Raw genomic sequence first — 23,149 nt, 5'->3', positions numbered from 1 at the left:
GCTTCGGCCTGCAAGAGCGGGAGATAAGTGATGGGTCAGGTTCTTTTCATCGTGTGGCGGGAGAGTGTCGAGGCGCTGCTGGTCGTCGGCATCCTGTACGCATGGCTGAAAAATGGCGATGCCGATGCGCGTCGCGGCATACCGTATTTGTGGGCGGGTGTGGCTGCGGGGTTGCTGGCGGCAGTAACTCTGGGTGCGGCGCTGGTCGGGTTCACGGAAGAGTTGTCCGGTGACGCGCAGGATTATTTCCAGACCGGCATGGTCCTGGTCGCGTGCGTGTTGATCGTGCAAATGGTGCTGTGGATGAAGCACCACGGACGGTCAATGAAACGCGACATGGAAGCGTCGCTCGAGAAGAGCAAGCAGGACGCGAACTGGTGGGGGGTGACGTTGCTGGTTGCACTCGCCATTGCGCGTGAAGGCAGCGAGACCGTTATTTTCCTGTACGGCCTCGGCTTCGGTCAGTCGGGGCACGTCGATCCCATGCAGTATCTGGCGGTCGCGATTGGTCTGGCGCTGGCGTTCCTGACGTTTTATCTGCTGCAGCTTGGCGGCAAGATTTTCTCGTGGCGGCTCTTTTTCCGCGTGACGGAAATCATGCTGTTGTTCCTCGCAGCGGGCTTGTTCGAGACGGGTGTCGATAAACTCATCGACAAGGAGATCCTGCCCGTCGTCATGAATCAGGTGTGGGACACGTCCTGGCTGCTCGATGACTCCAACACCTTTGGTTCGCTGGTCGCCACGCTCACGGGTTATCGCGCGCATCCGGCCGGCATGAACCTGATTGCGTACGCGGTGTACTGGGCCGTGATCTTCCTGCTGCTGCGTCGATCGAAAAACCGGATGGCGCAAAAATCGGCGAGAAGAGTGGCATGAGCGACGTGATGAATCGGCCCAGCCGGCTGCAGCAAGCCGGGCAATGGATGCAACAACACGGCAGCATGATCCGCGGCATTCAATGGGTCGTGGTTGCCGTGTATGCGTTTCTGATTCTGGTTCCGGCCGTCCTGCCGCTGCCGGACGGTACCGCGCATCTCTGGAGCAACCTGACGCTGGCCGCGCAGTTTGTGTTCTGGGGTATCTGGTGGCCGTTCGTCCTGCTCTCCATGGTGATGCTTGGCCGCGTATGGTGCGGCGTGCTGTGTCCCGAAGGCGCACTGACCGAGTTTGCGAGCAGGTTCGGCCGTGGCTGGGCGATTCCGCGTTGGTTGCGCTGGGGCGGCTGGCCATTCGTTGCGTTCGGCATTACCACCATCTATGGCCAGATGGTCAGCGTTTATCAGTATCCGAAAGCCGTGTTGCTGGTGCTCGGCGGCTCGACGGTCGGCGCAATGATTGTTGGCGTGCTGTATGGGCGCGAGAAGCGCGTGTGGTGCAAGTATCTCTGCCCCGTGAATGGGGTATTTTCACTTCTGGCGCGGCTCGCGCCGTTTCACTACAAGGTCAACGAGGACGCATGGCGCCGCTCGTATAAAGAAGGGGAGCGCGGGCATCGCGTGATCCCCGTCAACTGCGCGCCGCTCGTGCCGCTGCGCGCCATGAAAGGCGCGTCGAATTGCCATATGTGTGGTCGTTGCAGCGGCCATCGGGACGCTATTTCGCTCGAGTGGCGTTCGCCCTCGGCCGAAGTCGTGCAACTCGGCGATAAACAAGCCGATCCATGGGACACCGCGCTCATTCTGTACGGCTTGCTGGGCATCGCTATCGGCGCGTTCCACTGGACCGTGAGCACATGGTTTGTCGACTTGAAGCAGATCTTTGCGTCGTGGCTGATCGATCGAAACATTCTCTGGCCGCTCGACACGAACGCTCCATGGTTTCTTTTTACGCACTACCCCGAACAAAACGATGTCTTCTCGTGGCTCGACGGCGGGATGGTCGTGGGTTATATCGTCGTGACGGGGCTCGTGTATGGCACGACGCTTCTCGCCTTGCTGGCCGTCGGCACGCGAATGCTCGGGCGTTTCAGTTTCACGCGCCTGCATCATCTGACGCAGGCGCTGATTCCCGTAGCGGGATGCGGCGTGTTCCTGGGTTTATCGGCGACCACCGTATCGCTGCTGCGCGCTGAACACTTGCCGCTTTGGTGGGTGACCGATGTGCGTCTCGGCTTGCTCGGCGTCGCCAACCTGTGGAGCGCGTGGCTTGCGTGGCGGGTTATCGGACGGTATGCGTCTGGGCGTTTTGTCACGCAAAGCGTTGCGATGCTATGGTTCATCGCCGCGCTCGCGGTGGTCGATAGTGCCTGGTACCTGATGTTCTGGGGCTTTTCGCGGTAACGTTGCGGGTATCGAGCCAAACGCGAGCCCGATCGTGGGCTAATCGCGAGCCAACCTCTTTATCAACGCAACGACTATCCCAACAGGTGGAGCAAATGAGAACGAAGCCCGTATTAACCGACGCAGAAGTGAAAACCATCGCGGCAGCAGCTGAAGCGCATGCATTGGCGAACAAGTGGAACGTGACGATTGCTGTCGTCGATGACGGCGGTCATTTGCTTCACCTGCACAGGCTGGACGGCGCAGGCGCAAGCACGGCCGAAATGGCGACGGGCAAGGCACGCACCGCCGCGCTCGGCCGGCGCGAAACCAAAGTGTATGAAGACATGATCAAGCAAGGCCGCACGGCGTTCTTGAGCGCACCCATGACTGCGATGCTGGAAGGCGGCGTGCCGATTGTCGTGGGCGCGGATATTGTCGGTGCGGTGGGCGTATCGGGCGTGAAGTCGGACCAGGACGCGGCGGTGGCGCGAGCGGGCATTGCGGCGTTGGGGATCGAGAGCGTTTAAGGTCCGGAAGTGGCTTTGTGCCGTGCCGATCGAAACCCGTCGGCTCAAATAAAAAAGCACGTTTTCGCGAGAAAACGTGCTTTTTGCTTAACTGATGGTGCAGTTCAAAGCACTTGGCGGGAACCAAAAAAAGCGGCTTCGCTGGCTATCGACGACTGGCTGGTGTTTGCACGAAGGGGTCTAATTCTCGCGTGCAAGCCGTCATTGCTGGCTAGTGCCAAACACCTCTCGAAGAGGTGGTCCCCACAATACCCGGTACTGCAATTCTGTTCTGCGCGTTACTAGAACGCGTCCTGCTTATTACTTGGTGAGGATCAGCTTGCCCAGGCGCGTGGCGCGCAGCTGATATGTTTCACCGTTATGCATGATGCTGATGTGGCTATGACCTTGCAGCAACGTGTCGCTGCGTAGCGAGCGCTCGCCGCTATCCGACGCGCTGCTCGACGACGCGGGACGCGCGGTCGTTATAGCAGCCGTCCGGGGCCGCGAGATGCTTGCTGCCACGGAGCGTTCGACGGGGCGACGTAGTCGAAGCGTGTTGGAGCGCAGGATGTCGGTCATGTCGAAGAGTCCGTTCGTTGAGTCGATGGAGTAATATTAATGATAACCATTCCCATTTACAACAACGAAGTATTCATCGACCACACGTTTCGATAGTCATTGACTGTTCCCACGCCGAAACAATCGAAACGTCGCAATGCGTTAATGCAGGGGGCCTTCGAGGGGGCTGCCGTGAGCGAATTGCCGGATCAGCCGGACGGTGTCGATATCGGCTTCCCGATACGCTGACTTCACGATCTCCTGCGTCTGAAGCGCGTCGGCACTCGCGTTCGGATCGTCGGCGACGGGCAAGGTGGTCGCGTAGGTGAAACGCAGGAACAACTGAAGCTCGTCCGGTTGCTCGATTGCCATGGTCAGCGAGCCGCCAACGTAATCGGCGGTCGGCATGATGTCGTAGCGAACACTCGTTTCGGGAATCAGCGTCACGCGGTCACGCACGATAGCCTGACCGTAGTGCAATTCGCGTTCGAGCACGTCGCCCTTACGTGACAGGATTGTGCAGCGATCCAGGCCGATCACGAACAATTGAGGCTGTTCCGCGCGCAGCACGAGTCCTTGCCAGACCTGTTCGCGGGTCATCGATTCCACGAAAGGGTTCAGCGGGTCGTTGATCTGGATGAGATGTTCGAAATTCAAAACGACTGTTTCCTTGACTTGTTCGATTGGCGGGCGAGCGCGGCGCTCGTGTCTGCTCATGTAGCCCGTTTATGTAGTCCGCTTAAGCAGGCGTAAGGCCCGAATGAATCATGATCGCGCCGCTCAGAATTTTGTGCACGGGACACGCATTCGCGATTTGCAAGAGCCTTTCCCGCTGGGTGTTATCGAGTTCGCCGGTCAGGAGGATCTGGCGATCGATCACCGTGCCCTCGGGCGTGGTGTCCAGTGTGAGCGTCACGTGCACCGCTTCCAGCGGCCATGCCTTGTGCTTCGCGTACATCTTCAGCGTGACCGACGTACACGCGCCCAGGCTCGACAGTAACAAGCTATGCGGAGTTGGTCCGGTATCTGCGCCGCCGTGTGTTGACGGTTCGTCGGCGATCCAGTCATGCTGGCCGTCGCTCAGCGAAACCTGAAAATCCGTCGCACCGATGCTGGCACTGACAGACGGCGTCACAAATTTTTCGGACATGCGGTGCTCCAGAGTTAGCGGATGAGCAGACAGTGCAGGGAATAAAAGCAGACGATAAAACGGCGCGGCACGAATGACTATTGTGACGCAAATAGTGTCATTCGTGCCGCGCCGGTGAAACAAGCACAGTCTCACCACCCTACGGCGGCGAGCTTGCCTAGTGGTTGATCGAGCCCATGCGTCCCGCCTGGTAATCGACCACGGCCTGGCGGATCTCTTCCTCCGTGTTCATCACGAACGGACCGTAGCGGACCACGGGTTCCTTTAACGGCACGCCACCGATCAGCAGCAATTCGAGCGGCTCGTCGCCAGCGGCGAACGTGACTGTATCGCCATCGTCCGCGAATACGATCATCTGCTGAGCTCGCACGGGTTGCTTTGCCTCGCCATACAGGCCATTGCCCGACAACGCATAACCAAACACACGAAAGTCCCGTGGCACCGGATGCACGACCGACGCGCCCGGTTGCAACGAAAAATGCTGGTAAAGAATGGGCGTACGCGTTTCGATCGCTGCCTTGACGCCAAACGCTTCGCCCGCGATCACCTTCACGCGCACGCGGCCGTCATCGCTGGTCGCGACCGGAATCCGTTCGGACGCGATTTCCTGATAATGCGGCGCGATCATCTTGTCACGCTTGGGCAAGTTCACCCAAAGCTGCAAGCCATGAACACGGCCTCCAGTGCGTGTGAATTCGGGATCGGGCATTTCGCTGTGAACCACGCCGGCGCCGGCCGTCATCCATTGCACGTCGCCCTGGCGCAGCGTGCCGGAATGTCCCGCCGAATCCTTGTGGCCGAACTGTCCCTCGAGCGCGTACGTCACGGTTTCAAAGCCGCGATGCGGATGATCGGGTGCGCCTTTCGCCTCGCCGGGCGCGTAGTCGACAGGGCCCATTTCATCGAGGAGCAGGAACGGGTCGAAATCCATCAGAAGCCGTGTCGGGAATGGGCGATGGACGACAAAACCACCGCCCTCCACCGTGCGGAGCGCCGGAATCGTGCGTTCGATACTGCGTGTGCTTTCCATTTTTTCCTCGCTTGGTAGGCCAGCGTGGCCGATACAACCGATCAGGCATTAGCGCCAAATTTAAAACATAGAGCTATTATATGGATCGTATTTAGCGGAAAAAGCCGTCAAACCGCAATGGATTGTCCCACCTGTAGAACAACAAAAACCCCAACGAAAGATCCGACCGCATGAAACCCGATTCGCATGACCTCAATGATCTGATGTATTTTTCGTACGTGGTCGAGCACGGCGGTTTCTCGGCGGCGGAGCGGGTGTTGGGTATCTCCAAGTCGCGCTTGTCGCGGCGCGTGTCCGAGCTTGAGACATCGCTCGGCGTGCGTTTGATGCAGCGCTCTACGCGAAAGCTTGCACTGACGGAGGCTGGTCAGCTCTTCTACCAGCATTGCAAGGCGATGCTGGCAGAAGCCCAGGCCGCTGTCGATATCGTGCATAGCTTGCGTGATTCGCCGCGCGGCAGTGTGCGCGTGAGCGTGCCAGTGACGATCGCGCAGACGTTTTTGTCAGAGGTAATGCCGGACTTTCTGCATCGATACCCCGAGGTTCGCGTCATCCTGAGCGTGACGAATCGCGTGATCGATTTGTTCGAAGATGCCATTGACGTCGCTTTGCGCGTGCGTTCTGAACCACCGGTCAATTCGACTATCGTTGCGCGTCCGCTCTGGCGCACGGAACAAATGCTGGTGGCAGCGCCTTCGTTGCTTAAGCCGAATGCGCCGCCGCTCACGCCGTCGGAATTGGCCCAGTTCGATACCATCGATGTGCCCGCAACCGACGGCCGCCACGTCTTTCGCCTGATCGCACCCGACGGCACGCGTCACGAATTCGAGCACGAACCGCGCCTTGTGACGGCGGACCTCGGAATGATCCGCGAAGCGGTGCTGCGCGGTGTGGGTATCGCGGCGCTGCCGGAGATGATGTACGGCGCGGCGCTACGTACCGGCCAGATGTCGCCGGTGATGCCCGGCTGGACTTTCCCGACCCCGCAGCTCTATGCGGTGTTTTTATCGCGGCAGGGCATGGTGCCGGCGATTCGCGCATTCGTCGATTTCCTCGTCGAGTCGATCAATGACAGCAATCGCTTCCCGGGAGAATGTCCTCTCCCTGCGGAGCCTGCTCGCGAAACAGTGTGACTAATCGCGGCGCAGCCTTAAGTTTCTGACATTGAAGCGTACGCTTGCGATGGTCAGATTCAATCGCCGCCCGCTTGAACGCGCTGTGCTCGGGCGCTATATTGGAATCTCTTCGCTAAGGAGCTGCTTATGCGAAAACTCACGGCCACTTTTATAGTAGGCCTGATAGGGCTAATCGCGCTGTCCGTGTCGAGCACGGCTGTCGCATGTAGCGATACTGCGGATTCGACGCAGTCGACGCCAAAGTAACTGCTAGCCCGAATGTGCCGGCGCGCACACAAAAAAAGGCCTTCATCACTGCGATGAAGGCCTTTTACTTTGTGGGCTTCGAAAGCCCGTACGCGCGTAAATCGCGCTACTTGCCACCCGCCTTCGGCTCGGTGACAAAGCCGATCTTCGATAACCCACCGCCTTGCGCCGCCGACATCACATCGGCAACGCGCTCGTACGGCACCTTGCGGTCCGCACGCAAGCGCAATTCGGGCTGCGGCATCTGCTTCGAGGCGTCGGCTATACGCGCTTGCAGGGTGACATCGTCGACCTTCTGGTCGTTCCAGAGCACCGTGCCGTCCGCTTCAACGGCTACGTCCACGTGCGCCGGCTTCGTGTCCTGCGGCTGGCTGCTCGCCTTCGGCAAGTCGATTTTCACCGCATGGTTGATCGCGGGAATGGTAACGAGAAAGATGATAAGGAGAACCAACATGACGTCGACGAGCGGCGTCATGTTGATCTCGCTCATCATGCCGTCGTCCTCGTCGCTGGAGAAAGGGCTCATGGCCATGGCGACGTCCCCTTAGCTCACACGCGATGCAGGCTGCTTGGCGCCGGCCGTAGACCCGGAAGTGGCCCCGGTCGCGGCGCTCACAGCGTTTTGCGTGGCCAGGCGCAAGCCGTCTCCACGCTTGCTGGACGCGAGCTTGGTGCCGGTCACGAAGAACGCGTGCAAGCCGTGCGCGAAACGGTTCAGCTTCGTGACAATGGTCTTGTTCCCGCGGGTCAACGCGTTGTAGCCGAGCACCGCCGGAATAGCGACGAACAGGCCGAACGCCGTCATGATCAGCGACTCGCCGACCGGTCCCGCGACTTGATCGATGGACGTCTGGCCGGTCGCGCCAATGGTCAGCAACGCGTGATAAATGCCCCACACCGTGCCGAACAACCCGACGAACGGTGCCGTGCTGCCGATCGACGCGAGCACGGCGAGCCCCGCCTGCATGCGTCCGACGCCTTCATCCATGGTGTCCTTCAGGCAGCGCGTGATCCAGTCCGACACGTCCATGCGATCGTGCAGATGCGGCTGCGTCTGATGATGGTGATCAGCAGCGTCCTGACCGGAGAGGGCGAGCGCGAGGAACGGATTGTCCTGCGCGTTCGAGGAGTGGCTGCTCAGCTTCTTGATGCCGTCGGCGAAATCGTCCGAATGCCAGAACGCCTGCTCCGCGTTCTTCGTGAGGCGCTTCAGGCGCACCACGTTCAGGCCCTTCACCAGAATCACTGTCCACGACAGGATCGACATGATCGCCAGCGCGAGCGCGATACCTCGAGTGACGAAATCCCCTTGCGCCCAGACATGCGCCAAGCCGTAGTTTTGCATTGCAGTTCCTGTAGATATCTAGAAATTAGGTCGAATTTTTAGTGTTATTCAGCGTTCGTTGGACCGGTTCCGACTGGGGCGTTAGTCGTTCAACCCAAATACGAACGGCTGGGAATACGCAGCGCGAATCGCCACGCCGTTTTCCTTGTAGGGCTTGCATGCGCTTGAACGCATGGCATCGAGCGCGGCGTCATCCAGCCGCGACGAACCGCTGCTCTTCTTCAGTTCTATGTTCTCGATCTTCCCCGTCAGCCCGACGACGAACTTCACCAGCGCCGTCCCCGATTCCCCGCGACGCCGCGATATAGCCGGATAGTCCGGCATCGCGATGTTGCACTCGAGATGCGCGACGTCCTTCGGCGCGTTGAGCGCCATGGTCGGACGCCCGATAGCCGGCGCTGCGGCGGCCGGCGCTGCCGCAACCGGCGGCGTAGGCGGAGCGGGAGCGGGTTCCGGCGCCGCGGCTGCGACCGTCGAAGGCTCCGCGGTTTCCGGCAAGGGCGTTGGTGCGGCCTTCACGCGCGGCTGAACGACGGGCTTGGGCTTCGGCACAGGCGTCGGCGGAACCGGTTTCGGCGGCGGAGGAACGGGCGTCGACTGAATCGCCGCAGGCGCTGCAACCGGTTGCGGCGGCGCGGGGCTGATCAGTTCAGCAGTGATTGTCTTCGATTCGATCGGGCGCGGCGGCGGCTCGTTACGCAGGGTGAGCACGACGGCCAGCAGGCCCACGTGAATCGCCACCACAGCGACACTCGCGGCAATCACGCGCGGATTGAGGCCTGAGGATTCGATCGAACGGGGGGAGTGAGCGTTAAGCGCGGCAGCCGAATTGCCGGGCGAGATCAGGGGAGACGGCATATCAGCGTGGTTGTACGGCGGCGACGCCGTACGAACGGCGAAAGCCCATGCAGCATGCGAGACTGGAGGACTTCATTTTCGAAAGATGAGCAGAGAAATAAACAGCGTGGTCACGAAACCGATCAGCAATTCCATCATTCCCTCCTTGGGCGGGGGTTGGCGGGCTGGCTCAATGTGACGTGGCTTGCGGGCGGAGAATCGGGGACTGCGTTTTTACACCTGGCGAGGCGTGCGACGCGTGACGATCGGCTTGAAAACCGCGCGTCAGAGTTATTGCGTAGTCATTGCAGTAGCACGGCGGTATTCGTGGTGATCAGCACCAGGTGAATCCCGTTGGTCTGGTGCGTGCTTACGCGGCCTTGCGTTCGTAGAACGTCAGCGGCACCGCCTGATGCTGATCGCTGTGCATGCCGCAATGCGACGCACAACCGCTTTGCAACATGACGTCGCGTACGGTTTCTTCGCATTTGCCGCAGCACATGGCGACGCCCAGTTCGAATTGCAGTTCGTCGAAGGTAGCGACGCCATCCGCAATTGAGGCGCGAATCTTTCTGTCCGACACTGACTTGCACACACAGACGATCATGATTAACCGCGATAGCTAACGTTAATGCGAATTATTATCATTCCTTATGCGAAGGTTGGCAATAGGGGTGAACGGTTTTTTTCGGTGTGCAGAGGGCGGGAAAAAGGGACGGGGCGCAGAGGCTTGTCGCACAAGGCGCCGTGCTTATGTAAAAAACTGAAACCGCGTGCCTGAAAGGGGCTTTTTAGCCGATGAAGCGGGTTTTTACGGCTTGGAGGGAGGCGGGTGCGGCTCGGGGTCGCATGACGCCGCTTGGAGCGGTGACGTCAAACCGGATTGGATTCCAGTGCCAGCGTACGCCGTGAAGGGATCACGACGTGTTCGACGGTCACGTCCAGACCAAGCAGCGATGCTGCGAGTTGTCGCAAAGCCTGACCGTCGCTGGTCGAGTAAAAGCGCGGCAATTCGATTGCCTGAGCCTGAGCCTGAGCTTGATCCCGAGCCTGGGCGGGCGCTGCACGCAGACCAAACGAGTCCAGTTGCCGTTCGAGTTGCCGCGCAATCGCGATACTCGTATCGATCAGCGTGAGCCGGTCGCCGGAAATGGAACGGATGGCCTGATCAAGGAAGGGGTAGTGCGTGCAGCCGAGCACCAGCGTGTCGGCGTTGGCGTCGAGCATGGGTTGCACATAGCTTCGCAGCAGCGCGACGAGTTCAGGCGAGTTCGTGTCGCAGCGTTCCACTGCCTGCACGAGGCCGTGCCCCGGCTGCAGGATGAACTGGCAATCGCTGGTATGGCGCTCGGCCAGCGCTTGAAAGCGCGCGCTGCGTAACGTGACGGCTGTTGCCAGCACGCCCACTACGCGCGTTTTTGACGTGAGCGCTGCTGGCTTGATGCCCGGCTCCACGCCGATCACAGGAATTGGCAAACGGTCGCGGGTTTGAGCGATCGACTGTGCGGTCGCCGTGTTGCACGCGACCACCAGCGTCTTCGCGCCCTGCGATACAAGCCATTCGCCGATCGCGAGCGTCCGGTCGGCGATAAAGTCGTCATCGCGTTCACCGTACGGCGCGTACCGCGAATCCGCCACATAGATCAGCCGTTCGTCCGGCAAGGCGGCGCGCACCGCGCGCAACACGGACAAACCGCCAAGACCTGAATCGAAAATAGCAACGGGCGCGCTCGAACCGAGCGCCTCGGAGGAGGCGCTGACAGTTGAACTACCAGCGGAACTAACAGCGGAGCCGACCGCTGAACGAAGGGCGTCGAAGGGCATTGTGGCCGGAAGTTTACTCGTTCTCGCCCATCATGGTTTGCTGATAATTCTGGATGCCGACCTTCGCCACCAGATCGATCTGCGTTTCCAGCCAGTCGATGTGCTCTTCCGTATCGTCGAGAATCTTCACAAAGATTTCACGCGAGATGAAATCGCGAACCGATTCGCAATATGCAATAGCTTCCTTGCACGTGCTCTGCGAAATCTGTTCGAGCTTCAAGTCGCACTTCAGGATTTCTTCGGTCTCTTCACCGATCAGCAGTTTGTGCAGATCCTGCAGGTTTGGCAGGCCGTCGAGCATGAAAATACGCTGGATCAGCCAGTCGGCATGCTTCATCTCGCCGATAGACTCGTCGTATTCATGCTTGCCGAGCTTCTCCAGCCCCCAGTGCTTGTACATGCGTGCATGCAGGAAGTACTGGTTGATCGCAGTCAGCTCGTTTTTCAGCTGCTGGTTGAGGTATTCGAGAGCCTTGATATCGCCTTGCATGTTAGTTCCTTGTGTGGGCGTTTCAGCTTTTCAAACATAACCGCTCAAGTTTAAAAAGCCAAGATGAAAAATGGTGTTTTCCCCGCTATTTGGCGGAGATTTTGTATTTCCGCGCAGTGGAATGAGAATGAAAACAGTTCTCTGCGCAACAGCCCGAAAATGAAAGAGCCGGGCGCGTGGCCCGGCTCTTTTTAGCTCGTATTGCTAAGACGCTAGTTTAAACCGTTGCGACCGGAATCTTGCCGATCTTTGCTTGCCATTCTTTCGGCCCTGTCTGATGAACGGAGGTTCCGGTCGAATCAACAGCAACGGTGACCGGCATATCCTGAACGTCGAACTCGTAAATGGCTTCCATTCCCAGGTCTTCGAACGCAATGACCTCCGCGCCGCGAATTGCCTTTGACACCAGGTACGCAGCACCGCCCACTGCCATCATGTAGGCGGCCTTATGCTTCTTGATCGCCTCGATGGCAACCGGGCCGCGCTCCGCCTTGCCGATCATCGAGATCAAGCCGGTCTGCGACAGCATCATGTCCGTGAACTTGTCCATGCGCGTGGCCGTGGTGGGGCCTGCCGGGCCAACGACTTCGTCGCGGACGGGGTCCACCGGGCCAACGTAATAAATCACCCGGTTCGTGAAATCGACGGGGAGCTTTTCGCCTTTGGCGAGCATATCGGCAATACGCTTGTGCGCCGCGTCCCGTCCGGTCAGCATCTTGCCCGAGAGCAGCAAAGTTTGGCCCGGCTTCCATGCCGCGACCTGTTCCTTCGTCAACGTGTTCAGGTCCACGTGCTGGCTCGTCTCCGTGTTCGCGACCCACTCGACCTTCGGCCAGGCGTCGAGCGAAGGCACGTCGAGTTTCGCCACGCCCGAGCCATCGAGCGTGAAATGCGCGTGGCGCGTGGCAGCGCAGTTCGGGATGATCGCGATCGGTTTCGATGCTGCGTGCGTGGGCGCCGCCATGATCTTCACGTCAAGCACGGTGGCGAGGCCACCCAGACCCTGCGCGCCGATACCCAGCGCGTTCACCTTCTCGTGCAACTCCACGCGCAACTCTTCGATCCAGTCCTGCGGACCGCGTGCAATGACGTCCTGAATATCGATGGCGTCCATCAGCGATTCCTTCGCCATGACCATCGCTTTCTCCGCGGTCCCGCCAATGCCGATTCCGAGCATGCCGGGCGGGCACCATCCGGCGCCCATCAGCGGCACGGTTTTCAGCACCCAGTCGACGATGGAATCCGATGGGTTCAGCATCGCGAACTTCGTCTTGTTCTCCGAGCCGCCGCCTTTGGCCGCGATCTGGACATCGACTTTATCGCCGGGGACGATCTCGTAGTGGATCACCGCCGGCGTGTTGTCCTTCGTGTTCTTGCGCGCGCCTTCGGGTGGACTCACGATGGATGCGCGCAGCACGTTGTCCGGGTTCAGGTAACCGCGGCGCACGCCTTCGTTGATCATGTCGGTGACGCCCATGGTCGCACCGTCCCACCGCACGTCCATGCCCACTTTCACGAACACCGTGACAATTCCGGTGTCCTGGCAGATCGGCCGATGACCTTCAGCGCACATGCGGCTGTTCGTCAGGATCTGCGCGATGGCGTCTTTCGCGGCCGGACTCTCTTCGAGTTCGTATGCGCGGCCGAGTGCCTGGATGTAGTCGAGCGGATGGTAATAGCTGATGTGCTGCAACGAATCCGCAATGCTCTGAATCAGGTCTTCCTGCTTGATGATGGTCATGGCTTGAACGTGTGGGGACGGTACGTTATCGGGACTATGTATGGCGCTTTAAAAAGCGCTCGTGGTTGTGTTTCTTATGCTGGTCTAGCGTTACTCGTGCGCCTTCGCCGGCGTGGCGGATGGCTCATGAAAATGCTCGGGATGCGTGTGCGTGGTCAGGCGGTCGACCCATGCCATGACCAGCGCCGACACGAGGAATGACAGGTGAATGATCACCTGCCACATCACTGCATGCCCGGAGTATTGGTCCGGGTTGATGAAGGTTTTCAGCAGATGGATGGACGAAATGCTGATCAGCGCCATGGAGAGCTTCACCTTCAGCACGCCGGCGTTCACGTGATCGAGCCATTCCGGCTGGTCGGGGTGTCCCTCCACGCCGAGTCGTGAGACAAAGGTCTCATAGCCGCCCACGATCACCATGATCAGCAGGTTGGAAATCATCACCACGTCGATCAGGCCGAGGACCACCAGCATGATGTTGGTTTCGTCGAGCGTCGTCATATGGCTGACGAGGTGCCAGACTTCTTTCAGGAACAGGACGACGTACACACCTTGCGCCACGATCAGGCCGAGATACAGCGGCACCTGGAGCCAGCGGCTCATGAAAATGACGGCTGGGAGCGGCTTCATGGAAGGGCGGGGAGGACGGGTGCCGGGGATGTTCGGGGATGCGGACATGAGCGGTGCCGGTTCGTGGAAGGTTGGTTGAATCGGGTACGTGCGTGGGGCGCGGCGAGCGCGAAACGGTTATTTCGCGCGCATTTTTTTGAGAAAGCCCGTCATTGTAGCGCGACGATGGCGCCGGGTTGCGGGTCAACCCTGAGGAAATCCGCACGCACAACGCGACCCAAAACTGCTGACTCAAGGTTCCGCCGCGCGTGCTCTAAGGTCCCACCGCGCGTGCGAAGCTCGTTTGAAAGCCGCGCCCGGTCAAGAAATCATCGGCGGGGCCGTTTTCGCCTTCATGCTTGCCAGGACGATCCCGGTGACCACGCATGCCAGCGCGATTCCGTGCGCGATAGTCGGGCGCTCGCCGAGAAACACAATGCCGTATAGCGCCGCCGCGATTGGCAAGAGTCCGGAAAACACGCCTGCGAGACTGCCATCCACGTGCCGGATGCCCTTCATCCACAGCCAGAACGAGAAGATGCTCGCCGACAGTCCATACCAGAGCACAAGGCTCCAGACGCTCAGGCTGACGCTGCTGTAATCGAAACTGACGAGCGCAGAAAACCCCAGCGGCAGCATCAGCAAGAAGCCGAAGAAATGCGTATAGGCGCAGATATCGATGGCGGGAAGCGTCTGTGTCAGGCGCCGCGAAAGGATCACGTAGAACGATTCGCAACACACCGCGCCGAGCACCATCAGGTTGCCGAGCAGCGAACTATCAGACGCGCCAGCCGATCCGTGCGCGCTGGCCGTTCCCTGCGCGACGTTGATCACGACCACCCCGGCAATGGCGAGCGCGATGGAAATTAACGCACGCCCGTTCGGGCGTTCCTTCAGGAAAAACCATGAGAACAACGCGACCACCGCCGGAATCGTGCTGGTGATCACGCCGGCCGCGACGGCGCTCGTGCGCTGCACGCCGTTGAGCATCAGCAGCGTGAACATGAAGGTGCCGAAAAACGCCTGCAGAAACAAGTTGGCCCACTCGCCGCGCTTGACCAGCCGGATCTTCGCCGGACGCAGCAACGGCCAGAGCACGGCCATTGCAATGACGAAGCGCAGCAACGCGAACAGCGAGACGGGAATGAAAGCAACCACCGACTTGCCGACGCCGACATTGCTGCCAACCAGCAGCATGGCTGCGATGAGGTAGAGCGCGTAACGATTCAAGCTGGAATCCGGACGACGAGTTCAGTTAACATGGCGTGGCGCATCATGGATCGCGCTTAATGCAAGCAGTGAGCAAAGCAGCGCGCGCGAGCAAAGCGCATCATTGTATTGATGTGCTGAAAGGGCGGCATTGTAAAAGTGCCGGTGCGTACGTGTATACCCCGTGGTCATTGGGGGGATTGCGTAAGTAGCGGGTAAGGCGCGCGGCTTATCTTCGCCGTATGAAGTCTGGCGCGCGTATGCTGCGCTGCATTGAACAGGCAACGCACAGGGGCAGGAGACACGGTACAACGCTTGGGGCTCGCGTGTGCCGTCCACGCCGAAAAGACATAGCGGCTTCGGAGCCTGGGTTCCGGTGTCGCGGTTATCAGATTCACCATCAAAGAAGGGGTTGTCGATGTCTGCGATTGAATCCGTACTCCAGGAACGCCGTATTTTCCCGCCCTCGGCCAAAGCTTCGGCCGGCGCAGCAATTTCTGGCATGGACGCGTACAAGGCTTTGACGTCTGAAGCCGAACGCGATTACGAAGGCTTCTGGGCGCGGCTCGCGCGCGAGACGCTTAGCTGGCACAAGCCGTTCACAACCGTCCTCGACGAATCGAATCCGCCGTTCTACAAGTGGTTCGAAGACGGCGAAATCAACGCGTCGTATAACTGCATCGACCGTCATGTGGAAGCGGGCCACGGCGCGAAGAACGCGATCATCTTCGAAGCCGACGACGGCACTGTGGTGAACGTCACGTATCAGGATCTTCTGCAGCGCGTCTGCCGCTTCGCCAATGCGCTGAAGAAGCGCGGCGTGAAGAAGGGCGATCGCGTGGTGATCTACATGCCGATGTCGATCGAAGGCGTGGTCGCCATGCAAGCCTGCGCGCGTATCGGTGCGACGCACTCGGTCGTGTTCGGCGGGTTCTCGTCGAAGTCGCTCAACGAACGGCTGGTGGATGTGGGCGCGGTTGCACTCATCACGTCGGACGAACAGATGCGCGGCGGCAAGGCGCTGCCGCTGAAAAACATTGCCGATGAAGCCATCGCCGCCGGTGGTTGCGATGCGGTCACGAGCGTGATCGTGTACAAGCGCACGGGCGGCAAGATCCAATGGCATGAAGGCCGCGATCTCTGGATGCACGAACTGGTCGAGCATGAAGCTGACAGCTGTGAGCCGGAATGGGTCAGCGCCGAACATCCGCTGTTCATTCTGTACACGTCCGGTTCCACGGGCAAACCGAAGGGCGTCCAGCACAGCACGGGCGGCTTCTTGCTGTGGGCCGCGCAGACCATGAAGTGGACCTTCGACGCCAAGCCCGACGACGTGTTCTGGTGTACCGCCGACATTGGCTGGATCACGGGACATAGCTACATCGCGTATGGTCCGACCGCTATTGGTGCGACCCAGGTCGTGTTCGAAGGGGTGCCGACCTACCCGCACGCCGGGCGCTTCTGGGACATGATCGCGAAGCACAAGGTCACGATTTTCTACACCGCGCCGACCGCGATCCGCTCGCTCATCAAGATGGCCGAAGCCGATGCAAAAGTGCATCCGAAGAGCTTCGATCTGTCGTCGCTGCGCATTCTCGGCACGGTCGGCGAGCCGATCAATCCGGAAGCGTGGATGTGGTATCACGAGAACGTGGGCGGCGGCGTGTGTCCTATCGTCGATACATGGTGGCAGACCGAAACCGGCGGCCACATGATCACGCCGTTGCCGGGCGCAACGCCGCTTGTGCCGGGTTCCTGCACGCTGCCGCTGCCGGGCATCATGGCTGCTGTCGTCGATGAAACCGGTCAGGACGTGCCGAACGGGCAGGGCGGAATTCTGGTCATCAAGCGGCCGTGGCCGTCGGCGTTGCGCAACGTATGGGGCGATCCGGACCGCTACAAGAAGAGCTACTTCCCTGAAGAACTTGGCGGCACGTTGTACCTCGCGGGCGATGGCGCCGTGCGCGACAAGGAGACGGGTTACTTCACCATCATGGGCCGGATAGATGACGTGCTGAACGTCTCCGGACATCGTCTTGGGACCATGGAGATCGAGTCGGCGCTGGTGTCGAATCCGATCGTGGCGGAAGCGGCCGTGGTTGGCCGCCCCGACGATACGACCGGCGAAGCGGTGTGTGCGTTCGTCGTGCTGAAGCGCTCGCGGCCTGAGGGCGAGGAAGCCAAGCAAATCGCCAATGAACTGCGCGCGTGGGTCGCGAAAGAGATCGGTCCGATCGCGAAACCGAAGGACATTCGTTTTGGCGAGAATCTCCCGAAGACCCGTTCGGGCAAGATCATGCGGCGCTTGTTGCGGTCGCTCGCGAAGGGCGAGGCGATCACGCAGGACATCTCGACTTTAGAGAATCCCGCGATCCTGGATCAACTCGGCGAAGCGCGTTAATCTGCTCTAGTATCATCTTGCTTGAAAGAACGGCTCCCTGTTTCAGGGAGCCGTTCTTGTATAGCGAGCCTGTATTCCGGGCCAACGCGCGATGTCGATCCCGATTGCCGCTTTTCAAAGCATTTGGTAGATAAGCACATGTCCTCGATTCCACCGCCTGCTTCGAGTCTCGCCGAACCACCGCCCGTCACGGAGGCGATGGCGCACGCGCATCGGTTGTACTGGCGAACGAATCTTGTGGTGATTTCGGTGCTGATGCTGATCGGCTTCGCGGTGTCGTTCGGCATTCCGCTCATGGCGACGCAGCTAGCCCACCTGCGTTTCGCGGGGTTTCCGCTGCCGTTCTATTTTGGCGCCCAGGGTGCGATCCTGGTGTATGTCGCGTTGATCGTGGTGTATATCGTGCTGATGCAATTCGCCGATGCCCGCTTGCAGCGGACCCTCGCCATGCTTGCCGTGCGTGCCATCGATAAGCCCGGGCCATGAATCGCCGATGAAGCTCACCCATCGACTCATCCGGGGCTACGCGCTTTACACGCTCGGCTTCTTCCTGTTCATCTATGTGATGGCGCGCATCGAGCGCGTGACCGGGCCGGGCATGTGGATCGGCTATGTGTTCCTGTTCGTGCCAATAGCCGTGTATGCCGTCATCGGCCTGTTGTCGCGGACGTCGGATCTGGTCGAGTATTACGTGGCCGGGCGGCGCGTGCCGTCCGCGTTCAACGGCATGGCCACCGCGGCGGACTGGTTATCGGCGGCGTCGTTTATCGGGCTGGCCGGGTCCATCTACGCAACGGGTTACGACGGTCTGGCCTACATGATGGGCTGGACCGGCGGCTATTGTCTCGTTGCGTTCCTGCTTGCGCCGTACGTTCGCAAGCTTGCCCGCTACACCATTCCAGATTTCCTCGGCACGCGCTTTTCAAGCAACCTCGTGCGCGGGATCGCGGCGTTCGCGGCCATCCTGTGCTCGTTCGTTTATCTCGTCGCGCAGATCCAGGGCATCGGACTGATTGCGTCGCGGTTTATCGGTATCGATTTCGCTATCGGGATCTTCTGCGGGCTCGCCGGTATTCTCGTGTGCTCGTTTCTTGGCGGCATGCGTGCGGTCACGTGGACACAGGTCGCGCAGTACATCATCCTGATCAGCGCCATGCTGATTCCCGTCTCGATGATCGCGCATCGCGAAGGGCTTGGCTGGTTGCCGCAGCTTTCGTATGGACGGTTGCTGGAGCGTGTGGAAGTGCTTGAAAGGGCGGTTGCGCGCTCGCCCGAAGAAGCGAGAGTCCGTGACGATTACCGGCGTCAGGCGGAACTGATCCAGACGCAGATTGATGAGTTGCCGGCGTCGTTTCATACCGGGCAGGCGCGGCTAGTTGAGGAGATAGCGGACTTGCGCCGGCATAACGGGCCGTTGCGCGATATTGGCGAGCGGGAACGCGAACTGTCTTCGTTCCCGAAGACGGCCGCCGAGGCGAACGTTCAATGGACCCGCGCCCGCGATGCGATGCTCGAACGCGCCGCACCGCCGGTGCCAATGGCGGAAGCATTTCCCCCTTCCGACGATGAAAACGCGCGGCTGCACAGGCGGAATTTTTTGTCGTTGCTGCTGTGTTTGTCGCTGGGAACGGCGAGCTTGCCGCATATTCTGACGCGCTATAACACGACCACATCTGTGGCTTCCGCGCGGCGCTCGGTCGGCTGGACGCTGTTTTTTGTCGCGCTGTTTTATGTGACCGTGCCCGTGCTCGCAGTGCTGATCAAGTACGAGATGCTGACGGGGATTGTCGGGCACAAGTTCGCGGATCTTCCTAACTGGGTCATGCAATGGCGCAAGGTTGAGCCGTATCTGATTCGTATCGGCGATGTGAACGGTGACGGCATCGTGCGCTGGTCCGGCATTCAGATGCAGCCGGATATGGTGGTACTCGCCGCGCCGGAGATTGCGGGGCTGCCGTATGTGATGTCGGGCTTGATCGCGGCGGGGGCGCTGGCCGCGGCGCTTTCCACCGCCGATGGCTTGTTGCTGACGATTGCGAATGCGCTTTCGCACGACGTCTATTACTGCATGGTCGATAAAACCGCGAGCAGTCAGCGAAGGGTCACCATATCGAAGATATTGTTGCTGGGCGTGGCGTTGTTTGCTTCGTATGTGGCGTCGCTCAATACCGGGAATATCTTGTTCCTGGTGGGGGCGGCGTTTTCGTTGGCGGCGTCCAGTTTGTTTCCGGTGCTGGTGCTGGGCGTGTTCTGGAAGCGGACGACAAAGCTTGGGGCGGTCGCGGGGATGCTGGCGGGTTTGAGCGTGTGCGTCTATTACATTGTGTCGACGTACCCGTATTTCACGCAGATGACGGGTTTATCGGGCGCGCGGTGGTTTGGGATCGAGTCGATCAGTTCAGGGGTGTTCGGGGTGCCGGCGGGGTTTGTGGTGGCGGTGGTGGTGAGCCTCTTCGACCGGAAACCGGACGCATATACGATGGCGCTGGTGGATTACATCCGGCATCCGTGACTAGAAATATTTGCAGCTTTAGCCGCGCCGGAAAACAAAAAACCCGCGTCGGCGCAAGGCTCGATGCGGGTTTGGGCGCTGCTTGACAATGTGAAACGTATTCTGGCGGAGAGACGGGGATTCGAACCCCGGTTAGGTTTGACCCTAAACACGCTTTCCAGGCGTGCGACTTAAACCGCTCATCCATCTCTCCAGCAAGTCGCGGATTATAGCAAACTCCCGCGTCTGTGCCAGCCCCCTTGTCGAGAAGATGGATCAGGAGCGCGACACGCTTCACACTCAGAAGCTGAAGCGAGATCGAGATAGCGCGCGGTGACCCAGGGCAGACTGGCCGGGGAGCGTCGTACTGGCAGTGGATGATGCAAGCCGGAAAATCATCGCAAATCACATGCCCGTACTAACAAACGGATTAACAATCCGCAGCCTCTCCTCGATCACCAATCCGTCATGCATGTCCTCCGAGTAAAGGACATCGCATCCGCCAAGCAACGCCGCTGCCACAATCATCGAGTCATAGACAGACAGTCCGTATCGCTCTGAAATCCGTCGGCCGGTATCGTGGGTTTCCACGGTTAGCGGCTCAGTCGTGCACACCGCCCGAACGGCGTCCAGTACGTCGTTTGTCTCGCGCCAAGACATGGCCAGCTTGCGCCGGGTCACATTGGCGATCTCGTTCAGCACTTGAACACTGATGACACCGCCTTCCGCCATCAAACCCTCGGCACGGTCCGCTTTAACCGCGTCGCCGGACAGAAGGTAGAGCGCAACGTTACTGTCCAGGAATACCTTAGCCATCGCGATTGGCGTCGTCGCGGTTGAACGTGAAATCAGCGGGCAGACGACCGCGATATTGGCGGAGCCGGTCAAGCAGCGCGCGACCGGCCGGCTTTTTCTTGATCTGAAATTCGCGCGCGCCCGCGATAACGACTTCCACATCGTCGCCTTCGTGCAATTCAAGCGCCTCCACGACCGCCGCAGGGAGGCGGATCGCCAGACTGTTTCCCCACTTGGATACTTGCATCATTGCCTCCCCGGATATACGTTTTGATATTGTATATCCAGGGAGGAGCAGGTTCCGATCTTTCAACCGTGCTGCTGCTTAACCTCCAGCCGGAACTTATGCAGCAAAGGCTCCGTATACCCGCTCGGTTGCGCACGGCCTTCAAAAACCAGCGCCTTCGCCGCCTTAAAGGCCAGCGACGTTTCAAAGTGGCCGGCCATCGGCTGATACTGCGGGTCGTCGGCGTTCTGCCCGTCAACCACCTTAGCCATGCGCTCGAACGTCTCGTTGACCAGCGCTTCCGACACCACACCGTGATGCAGCCAGTTGGCAATATGCTGGCTCGAAATCCGCAGCGTCGCGCGGTCTTCCATCAGCCCGACATCGTGGATATCCGGCACCTTCGAGCATCCCACGCCCTGGTCGATCCACCGCACCACGTAACCCAGAATCCCCTGCGCGTTGTTTTCGATCTCCTGGCGGATTTCCTCATCCGACCATTGCGCTTTCTCCACGACAGGAATCGTCAGCAGCCCATCGAGCAGGCCATCGCGCGCGCTGGCAAAACTGGTCTTCTCCAGCTCCTGCTGCACGGCTTGAACATCGACCTGGTGGTAATGCAGCGCATGCAGCGTCGCGGCGGTCGGCGAGGGCACCCACGCCGTATTCGCGCCCGCTTTCGGATGAGCGATCTTCTGCTCGAGCATCGCGTACATCAGGTCGGGCATGGCCCACATGCCTTTGCCGATTTGCGCGCGTCCACGCAATCCCGAGCTTAGCCCCGCGAGCACGTTATTGCGCTCATAAGCCGTGATCCACGCCGACGATTTCATGTCGCCCTTGCGCATCATTGGACCGGCTTCCATTGCGCTGTGCATCTCGTCGCCGGTGCGGTCGAGAAAACCCGTGTTGATGAACGCGACCCGCGCCGATGCCACCGCAATGCACGCCTGCAGGTTGACGCTCGTGCGCCGCTCCTCGTCCATGATGCCCATCTTGATCGTGTAGCGCGGCAGGCCGAGCAGATCTTCCACGCGTCCGAACAGTTCGTCGGAGAAAGCGACTTCCGCCGGGCCGTGCATCTTCGGCTTGACGATGTAAATCGATCCCGTGCGCGAATTGAGCTTGTTTTGCAGGTCGTGCATGGCACCCAGCGACGTCATTACGGCGTCGAGAATGCCTTCGGGAATCTCGTGCCCGTCGCGATCGACAATAGCCGGATTCGTCATCAGATGCCCGACGTTACGGATGAACAGCAGCGAGCGGCCGTGCAGCTTCACCGTCGAGCCATCGGGCGCGGTGTATTCGCGATCGGCGTTCAGGCGGCGTGTGAATGTCTTGCCGTTCTTGGTGACTTCCTCCGCCAGATCGCCTTTCATCAGGCCGGTCCAGTTGCGGTAAAGCAGGACTTTATCGACGGCGTCGACGGCTGCAACCGAATCCTCGCAATCGATAATGGTCGAGACCGCCGCCTCCATCAACACGTCCTTCACATGCGCGGCATCGGTCTTGCCGATAGAGTGGGTCGCGTCGATCTGGATCTCGAAGTGCAGGCCATGATGCTTGAGCAGTACGGCGGACGGCGAGCTGGCATTGCCCTGGAAACCGATGAACTGATCGGGCGCTTTCAACGCCGATGAACCGTTTTTCAACGTCACGACAAGCCTGCCGCCTTCTACGCGATACGCGGTGGCATCAACGTGGGAACCGTTTGTGAGCGGCGCGGCTTCATCGAGGAATGCACGGGCGCGCGCGATCACCGCTGCCCCGCGAACCGGGTTGAATTGCGCGGTACGTTCGGCGCCATCGGTGTCGGGGATCGCGTCGGTACCATACAGCGCGTCGTACAGGCTGCCCCAGCGCGCATTTGCGGCGTTGAGCGCGTAGCGCTGGTTGGACAGCGGCACGACGAGCTGTGGTCCGGCTTGTTCGGCGATTTCCGTATCGACGTTCTGGGTCGTTGCCTGCACAGCCGCACTCGCCGGAACGATATAGCCAATGCCTTCCAGAAACGCGCGATACGCCTTCAGATCCCGCACCGGCCCGGGATTTTTTCGATGCCACTGATCCAGCTCCGTCTGCAACCGGTCACGTTCAGCGAGCAGCGCGCGGTTCTTCGGCGCGAGGTCGTGAACAAGGGTATCGAAGCCTTTCCAGAACGCGTCGCTATCAATGCCAATACCCGACAGCGCTTCTTCATCGACGTACTGGCTCAGTTCGGCTGCAACCTGCAATCCGTTTCGCTTGATCATTTGACTCATGGGTAACTCCAGCTCTGTTTGTATTCTGTC

22 protein-coding genes, 1 tRNA gene and 1 pseudogene are annotated in these 23,149 nt (G+C 59.9%); 7 read left to right on the top strand and 17 right to left on the bottom strand.

Translation table 11 applies throughout. From position 1 onward, the window contains the following. The first annotated feature begins 30 nt into the window (after positions 1 to 30). The 3 genes from SBC1_RS10995 to SBC1_RS10985 all read left to right on the top strand — a co-directional run bounded on the left by SBC1_RS10995 (position 31) and on the right by SBC1_RS10985 (position 2,788). Positions 31 to 876, top strand: a complete 846-nt coding sequence (locus tag SBC1_RS10995; protein WP_165092011.1) for an FTR1 family protein — start codon at positions 31 to 33, stop codon at positions 874 to 876. Beyond that, a complete protein-coding gene (locus tag SBC1_RS10990; RefSeq protein ID WP_206365950.1) occupies positions 873 to 2,279 on the top strand; it encodes a 4Fe-4S binding protein in 1,407 nt (468 codons plus the stop codon). Before SBC1_RS10995 ends, SBC1_RS10990 begins: the two co-directional genes overlap by 4 nt. 95 nt (positions 2,280 to 2,374) lie before the next feature. After that, the gene (locus tag SBC1_RS10985; RefSeq protein WP_165092010.1) at positions 2,375 to 2,788 is read left to right on the top strand and encodes a heme-binding protein; all 414 of its coding nucleotides are present in this window, start codon (positions 2,375 to 2,377) and stop codon (positions 2,786 to 2,788) included. A gap of 300 nt (positions 2,789 to 3,088) precedes the next feature. On the opposite strand, the gene hemP is transcribed toward SBC1_RS10985, so the two are convergent. From hemP to SBC1_RS10965, 4 genes are all read right to left on the bottom strand, one after another. Beyond that, entirely contained in the window at positions 3,089 to 3,349 is a 261-nt protein-coding gene (hemP, locus tag SBC1_RS10980) for a hemin uptake protein HemP (protein ID WP_165092009.1), read from the bottom strand. A 141-nt stretch (positions 3,350 to 3,490) separates the two neighbouring features. Continuing rightward, positions 3,491 to 3,985, bottom strand: a complete 495-nt coding sequence (locus SBC1_RS10975; protein WP_165092008.1) for an SRPBCC family protein — start codon at positions 3,983 to 3,985, stop codon at positions 3,491 to 3,493. An 82-nt stretch (positions 3,986 to 4,067) separates the two neighbouring features. Continuing rightward, positions 4,068 to 4,478 (bottom strand): OsmC family protein, encoded by a 411-nt coding sequence (locus SBC1_RS10970; protein ID WP_165092007.1) that lies wholly within the window; start codon positions 4,476 to 4,478, stop codon positions 4,068 to 4,070. 157 nt (positions 4,479 to 4,635) lie between these two features. After that, positions 4,636 to 5,508: a pirin family protein gene (locus SBC1_RS10965; protein WP_165092006.1), complete on the bottom strand. Its 873-nt coding sequence runs from the start codon at positions 5,506 to 5,508 to the stop codon at positions 4,636 to 4,638. Between the two features lie 170 nt (positions 5,509 to 5,678). Here SBC1_RS10965 and SBC1_RS10960 point away from each other — a divergent pair, with 170 nt between their 5' ends. Next, positions 5,679 to 6,641, top strand: coding sequence for a LysR family transcriptional regulator (locus SBC1_RS10960; RefSeq protein ID WP_165092005.1), 963 nt, complete (start codon positions 5,679 to 5,681; stop codon positions 6,639 to 6,641). 355 nt (positions 6,642 to 6,996) lie between these two features. On the opposite strand, the gene SBC1_RS10955 is transcribed toward SBC1_RS10960, so the two are convergent. From SBC1_RS10955 to SBC1_RS10915, 9 genes and pseudogenes are all read right to left on the bottom strand, one after another. Next, positions 6,997 to 7,422, bottom strand: coding sequence for a biopolymer transporter ExbD (locus SBC1_RS10955; RefSeq protein ID WP_165092004.1), 426 nt, complete (start codon positions 7,420 to 7,422; stop codon positions 6,997 to 6,999). Positions 7,423 to 7,512: 90 nt separating this feature from the next. Continuing rightward, positions 7,513 to 8,235 (bottom strand): annotated as a pseudogene (locus tag SBC1_RS10950) (MotA/TolQ/ExbB proton channel family protein); the annotation flags it as partial. 81 nt (positions 8,236 to 8,316) lie between these two features. Further along, the gene (locus SBC1_RS10945; RefSeq protein ID WP_165987614.1) at positions 8,317 to 9,093 is read right to left on the bottom strand and encodes an energy transducer TonB; all 777 of its coding nucleotides are present in this window, start codon (positions 9,091 to 9,093) and stop codon (positions 8,317 to 8,319) included. 349 nt (positions 9,094 to 9,442) lie between these two features. Beyond that, positions 9,443 to 9,679 (bottom strand): bacterioferritin-associated ferredoxin, encoded by a 237-nt coding sequence (locus SBC1_RS10940; RefSeq protein ID WP_165092001.1) that lies wholly within the window; start codon positions 9,677 to 9,679, stop codon positions 9,443 to 9,445. A gap of 266 nt (positions 9,680 to 9,945) precedes the next feature. Beyond that, positions 9,946 to 10,896 carry a glutamate racemase gene (gene murI / locus SBC1_RS10935; RefSeq protein ID WP_165092000.1) on the bottom strand — a complete coding sequence of 317 codons (951 nt, stop codon included), beginning with the start codon at positions 10,894 to 10,896 and terminating at the stop codon, positions 9,946 to 9,948. Positions 10,897 to 10,909: 13 nt separating this feature from the next. Further along, the gene (gene bfr, locus SBC1_RS10930; protein ID WP_089158863.1) at positions 10,910 to 11,386 is read right to left on the bottom strand and encodes a bacterioferritin; all 477 of its coding nucleotides are present in this window, start codon (positions 11,384 to 11,386) and stop codon (positions 10,910 to 10,912) included. A gap of 217 nt (positions 11,387 to 11,603) precedes the next feature. Then, the gene (locus SBC1_RS10925) at positions 11,604 to 13,127 is read right to left on the bottom strand and encodes a fumarate hydratase (RefSeq protein ID WP_165091999.1); all 1,524 of its coding nucleotides are present in this window, start codon (positions 13,125 to 13,127) and stop codon (positions 11,604 to 11,606) included. Between the two features lie 90 nt (positions 13,128 to 13,217). Next, a complete protein-coding gene (locus tag SBC1_RS10920) occupies positions 13,218 to 13,805 on the bottom strand; it encodes a TIGR00645 family protein (protein WP_165091998.1) in 588 nt (195 codons plus the stop codon). A gap of 252 nt (positions 13,806 to 14,057) precedes the next feature. Continuing rightward, positions 14,058 to 14,966, bottom strand: a complete 909-nt coding sequence (locus SBC1_RS10915; RefSeq protein WP_165091997.1) for a DMT family transporter — start codon at positions 14,964 to 14,966, stop codon at positions 14,058 to 14,060. Positions 14,967 to 15,363: 397 nt separating this feature from the next. Here SBC1_RS10915 and acs point away from each other — a divergent pair, with 397 nt between their 5' ends. The 3 genes from acs (at position 15,364) to SBC1_RS10900 (ending at position 19,858) form a co-directional block, all read left to right on the top strand. Beyond that, positions 15,364 to 17,346 (top strand): acetate--CoA ligase, encoded by a 1,983-nt coding sequence (gene acs, locus SBC1_RS10910; RefSeq protein ID WP_165091996.1) that lies wholly within the window; start codon positions 15,364 to 15,366, stop codon positions 17,344 to 17,346. A 138-nt stretch (positions 17,347 to 17,484) separates the two neighbouring features. Next, positions 17,485 to 17,832 carry a DUF4212 domain-containing protein gene (locus SBC1_RS10905; RefSeq protein WP_165091995.1) on the top strand — a complete coding sequence of 116 codons (348 nt, stop codon included), beginning with the start codon at positions 17,485 to 17,487 and terminating at the stop codon, positions 17,830 to 17,832. Positions 17,833 to 17,839: 7 nt separating this feature from the next. Beyond that, positions 17,840 to 19,858, top strand: coding sequence for a sodium:solute symporter family protein (locus SBC1_RS10900; protein ID WP_165987611.1), 2,019 nt, complete (start codon positions 17,840 to 17,842; stop codon positions 19,856 to 19,858). Positions 19,859 to 19,961: 103 nt separating this feature from the next. Here the strand turns inward: SBC1_RS10900 and SBC1_RS10895 are convergent. From SBC1_RS10895 to SBC1_RS10880, 4 genes are all read right to left on the bottom strand, one after another. Further along, a tRNA-Ser gene (locus tag SBC1_RS10895) sits at positions 19,962 to 20,051 on the bottom strand. Positions 20,052 to 20,242: 191 nt separating this feature from the next. Beyond that, entirely contained in the window at positions 20,243 to 20,653 is a 411-nt protein-coding gene (locus tag SBC1_RS10890) for a PIN domain-containing protein (protein ID WP_370469560.1), read from the bottom strand. Next, on the bottom strand, positions 20,646 to 20,879 hold the full coding sequence (locus SBC1_RS10885; RefSeq protein WP_165093262.1) for an AbrB/MazE/SpoVT family DNA-binding domain-containing protein: 234 nt from the start codon (positions 20,877 to 20,879) through the stop codon (positions 20,646 to 20,648). The genes SBC1_RS10890 and SBC1_RS10885 overlap by 8 nt, the downstream gene beginning before the upstream one ends. A gap of 62 nt (positions 20,880 to 20,941) precedes the next feature. Next, on the bottom strand, positions 20,942 to 23,119 hold the full coding sequence (locus SBC1_RS10880; RefSeq protein WP_165091993.1) for a malate synthase G: 2,178 nt from the start codon (positions 23,117 to 23,119) through the stop codon (positions 20,942 to 20,944). Positions 23,120 to 23,149 lie beyond the last annotated feature (30 nt).

It is taken from the genome of Caballeronia sp. SBC1, assembly GCF_011493005.1.
In the GTDB taxonomy this organism is placed as follows: Bacteria; Pseudomonadota; Gammaproteobacteria; order Burkholderiales; family Burkholderiaceae; genus Caballeronia.
This window is presented reverse-complemented; position numbering and strand designations above follow the sequence as displayed.